This window comes from Faecalimicrobium dakarense (genome assembly GCF_000499525.1).
GTDB classification, from domain to species: domain Bacteria; phylum Bacillota; class Clostridia; order Peptostreptococcales; family Peptostreptococcaceae; genus Faecalimicrobium; species Faecalimicrobium dakarense.
On the sequence record NZ_HG529371.1, the window covers coordinates 1 to 3,743 of the forward strand.

Here is a 3,743-nt window from a genome sequence, read left to right on the forward strand (position 1 = left end):
TTCCTTTTACTGTTGGTTCTGCTTTAGTTGTAAATTTAATACCAAGTATTTCACAAGAAATGGCACTTAATAAGTATAAGATTGTTGTAAAAAAAATAAATTATGCTCTACTTTTAACTATAACAGTTGGAGCTATCTCTTCTACTTTTTTTTATTTCTTCGGAAGTAAGCTTTGCTTATTAGTCTTTGGTAATAAATTGGCTGGTACATATTTAAAGGCAATGTTTTTAGTTCCTTTATTTATGTCTTTAAATCAAACTTTATCAGGTATACTTCATTCTATAAAAAAAGAAGTTGCATCTAGTGTAATTACTATCATTAGTATGATTATTCAATTAATTGCACTCTACTTATTACTTCCTGTTCCAAGTATTAATATTTATGCATACATATATACAATGACATTTGTTTCAATGTTTACATGTTTGTTACATATTATAGTTCTTATTAGAACTTTAAAAAAATTTAAATACTAGGAGGCTACAATGAATAATAATGATATAAAACCATTTTACATATATACCAATAAAAATTGCCTATATATAAAAAATATAAACGAGCGCACTGATAAGCTAGCTAATAATATTTTCTCTTACTGTGCAAATATCGATTCTAACAATAAAATTCATATCTGTGGTATAGATAAACAAGGAAAACTAGTTCATTTTACCAATGATAATGGCACTTGGAGAAAGAAAATCATTAGTAAAGTTTTTAATAATATTAGAAATATAAAAGAAATGAGATTACATATAATTGATGATTATTTAAATGTGTTTGCTGTAGAAAACTATCCTCTATCTGAAGAATTATATAAAGTTTCTCATTTTAACTTCACATTAAAAAATTCAAAGTTTTCTAGACATACCATAAATAATATTTGTAAAAATGATGGATATTTTTATAGACTTAATATAGATGATTCATCTAATATTGTTTTTGAATATAAAGCATTAAATAAATCCGATAGAAGTTCTAATAATAATATACTTGTATTTAATAATAATAGTAAAAAGTGGCTATCTCCTAATTCTATGCTTCGAGGTGGGTGTCCTATTGATTTAAAAGATTCAAATATTAAAGATGATATCTTTGAATATTGTTATAGCATAAAATATAAAATTTAATAAAATAAAGCTACCAATAAAATTGGTAGCTTTATCTTTGTTATCTATATATTACATCCACAATTATTGTCTCTGTCTCTATCTCTGTCTCTATCTCTGTCTCTGTCTCTATCTCTATCTCTGTCTCTATCTCTATCTCTGTCTCTATCTCTATCTCTGTCTCTGCATCTGTCTCTGTCTCTACATTTATCTCTATCTCTGTCTCTATCATCGTTATTCTTTTCTTCACATGTTCTAAAATCACATACTTTATTAAAAGTATCTACGACTCTTGGTTGTATCGCGTTTTGAGATCCTAAAACTACTATTTGTTCACTTGTTAATGTGCTAACTATAGCTTCTAAACACATTATTAAATCTATATCATTTGGTATACATAATTCAAAGTGAGATTCACAGCATTCATCACATACACATCTTAATAAAGCTTTACCTATACAATCTACAGTTAAATTAGTCATGAATTCTTGTCTTAAAGTAAAGGCTCTTCCATCAGCTGGTACACTTATAGGAGCTGTTAATGTATTGAATAAGAATTCAACATCACAGCATCTCTTAATTTGTCCACCCATTAATTTAACTGCTGGGAATGCTAATGCCACTACTTCTGTACATCCACATCTACCTCTTAGTTCTAATACCAAGTCCTCTACTAGTACACTTAATCCTCTTTGTTTATAAACTACATTTTGACCTAACCCTTGATTACAGCATCTATCGTTTCTTCTTCCACATACAGCAGATTCAAAGATAGTTTCACAAGGTCTACCACTTGGTTCTAATGGTTCTATATCAAAGTCTTCTAAAGTAGTTCTTCCTGTATCTATTACTATAGCAGAGAAATTTATACATACTTTATCTATAGTTACGCTTACTTGGCCACCTCTTGGAACTGGTCCATTCACTTCTACTACATCAAGATCAAAAACTAATGTTTCTCCATTTGGAGCTACTGCATCTGTAAATGTTTGGAATACCATAGTATCAAATACTCTATTAGTTTCTATTGCAATTGGTCTAGCATTTGCTGGTGATAATACTGGTCTTATAGGACCTCCACACTGAGGATGTGCACATGGATTTTTAACACATTTATCTGCTTTTATCTCACAAGGTTCGCAGTGTTTATGATTGTGGTCACAATCACAATCACAATCATGATCATGTTTACAGTCGCAATCATGATCGTGTTTACAATCGCAATCATGTTTACAATCACAGTCATGATCATGTTTGCAATCATGGTCATGTTTACAATCGCAGTTTTTTTGTTTTGGTTTGCATCCAAAACCTCTATTTAGTTCTTCATCCATACATTCATCTAAATGATTTTGACTAGGTTCAACGTTATTAACTATAGGAGCTACTTGTTGATTTGTCATTCTTCTTTTACTTCTTTTCATATCTTGCATCTCTTAACTTCCTCCCCTTAAATGAATTATTAAAGTGTCTTGGCTTTTTGTAGCCTAATTAATAGTATGCAGTTTTATTATCATTTGTTACTTACTTGTACTTTAAGCTTAGATAAATTAGAATAAATAATTTTTTAAAAAATATAATGTATAGTATAAATGTTTCTATAAGGGGGATATATATGAGTTTTGTTAATAAATGTTCTACTATTCTTAGACTTTCAAATAAAGATATTTGCCATATCTATTCTGATAAGGATCTTAAATTTGACTACTTAGATAAAGATGATAATTTGGTTTCCTCTAATTCATTAGCTAATTCTAGTAATATCGATTTTACTAATTCTTACTTTGATTTAGATGACTATGATAATATTTATGGAATATACAAAGATAGTTCATTAAATATGGTTGAGTTAAAAAAAGAATCTAATGAGATTATTCAAAAAGAAGTTTTAAGCTTTAATTATAAGAAATTTGATTTAATGTTTCCATATATAAAAAAAATAAAAAATAATATTCATATTTTATACTATGTTTATAATAATAACTCTACTAATACTTGTGCACTATTTCATCATTATAATCACAATGGTGTTTGGGTGGAAAATAAAGTTGATTTTATAAGTCATTTAGTATTAAATAATTTTACAGTATCATGGAGTAATAATTGCCCAATCGTATATTATTTTAATCTGGTAAATGGGTATGAAGAGGTATTCTTATCTAAATTTGATATTAATACATTAACTTGGTGCAATCCTATTCAAATAACTGATTCTGGTAAAAGAAAAATCTATTTATCTGCGCTTAGAGATAGTATGAATTTTTATCACCTAACATTTTGTGAAGAAGTAGATAATGGTTATGCAGTTAAATATATAAACGGATACTTAAGTGATGATAAATTAGATGTAGACGTTTGTACTTATATAACAAAACCTTCTGTCTGTAGATATCCTAGTTTAATTAAACATAAATCTAATATTTATTTGTCATGGGTTGACTATGAAAGGCTAAATACCTGTATATCTAATGATTTTGGAAAAACTTGGGGTAAAAATGAAGCTGATAAATTTAGTATGGGTGAGGATTTTACTAGAGCCAACTTTTCATCTAACTATGTTGATGATATTCCTTATAATGTTACTTCTGTTTTCACAACGGCTAATGATATTGGAATACTCGGCTTTTAATATAAAAA

4 protein-coding genes are annotated in these 3,743 nt (G+C 27.9%); 3 read left to right on the plus strand and 1 reads right to left on the minus strand.

The features are described from left to right. Both BN899_RS12320 and BN899_RS12325 read left to right on the plus strand, forming a co-directional pair. Positions 1-476 (plus strand): MATE family efflux transporter (locus BN899_RS12320; RefSeq protein WP_042275785.1); only part of this gene is annotated, 476 nt, incomplete at its 5' end. Positions 477-485: 9 nt separating this feature from the next. Continuing rightward, positions 486-1,127, plus strand: coding sequence for a hypothetical protein (locus BN899_RS12325; RefSeq protein ID WP_042275786.1), 642 nt, complete (start codon positions 486-488; stop codon positions 1,125-1,127). A 44-nt stretch (positions 1,128-1,171) separates the two neighbouring features. On the opposite strand, the gene BN899_RS12330 is transcribed toward BN899_RS12325, so the two are convergent. Beyond that, positions 1,172-2,539, minus strand: a complete 1,368-nt coding sequence (locus tag BN899_RS12330) for an exosporium morphogenetic protein CdeC (protein ID WP_071162452.1) — start codon at positions 2,537-2,539, stop codon at positions 1,172-1,174. 182 nt (positions 2,540-2,721) lie between these two features. Between BN899_RS12330 and BN899_RS12335 the strand changes: the two genes are divergently transcribed. Further along, a complete protein-coding gene (locus BN899_RS12335; protein ID WP_042275787.1) occupies positions 2,722-3,735 on the plus strand; it encodes a hypothetical protein in 1,014 nt (337 codons plus the stop codon). Positions 3,736-3,743: the final 8 nt, after the last annotated feature.

Coding starts and splice junctions, on each gene's coding strand:
- BN899_RS12330 (WP_071162452.1), bottom strand. CDS start 2,539: ATGCAAGATATGAAAAGAAGTAAAAGAAGAATGACAAATCAACAAGTA.
- BN899_RS12325 (WP_042275786.1), top strand. CDS start 486: ATGAATAATAATGATATAAAACCATTTTACATATATACCAATAAAAAT.
- BN899_RS12335 (WP_042275787.1), top strand. CDS start 2,722: ATGAGTTTTGTTAATAAATGTTCTACTATTCTTAGACTTTCAAATAAA.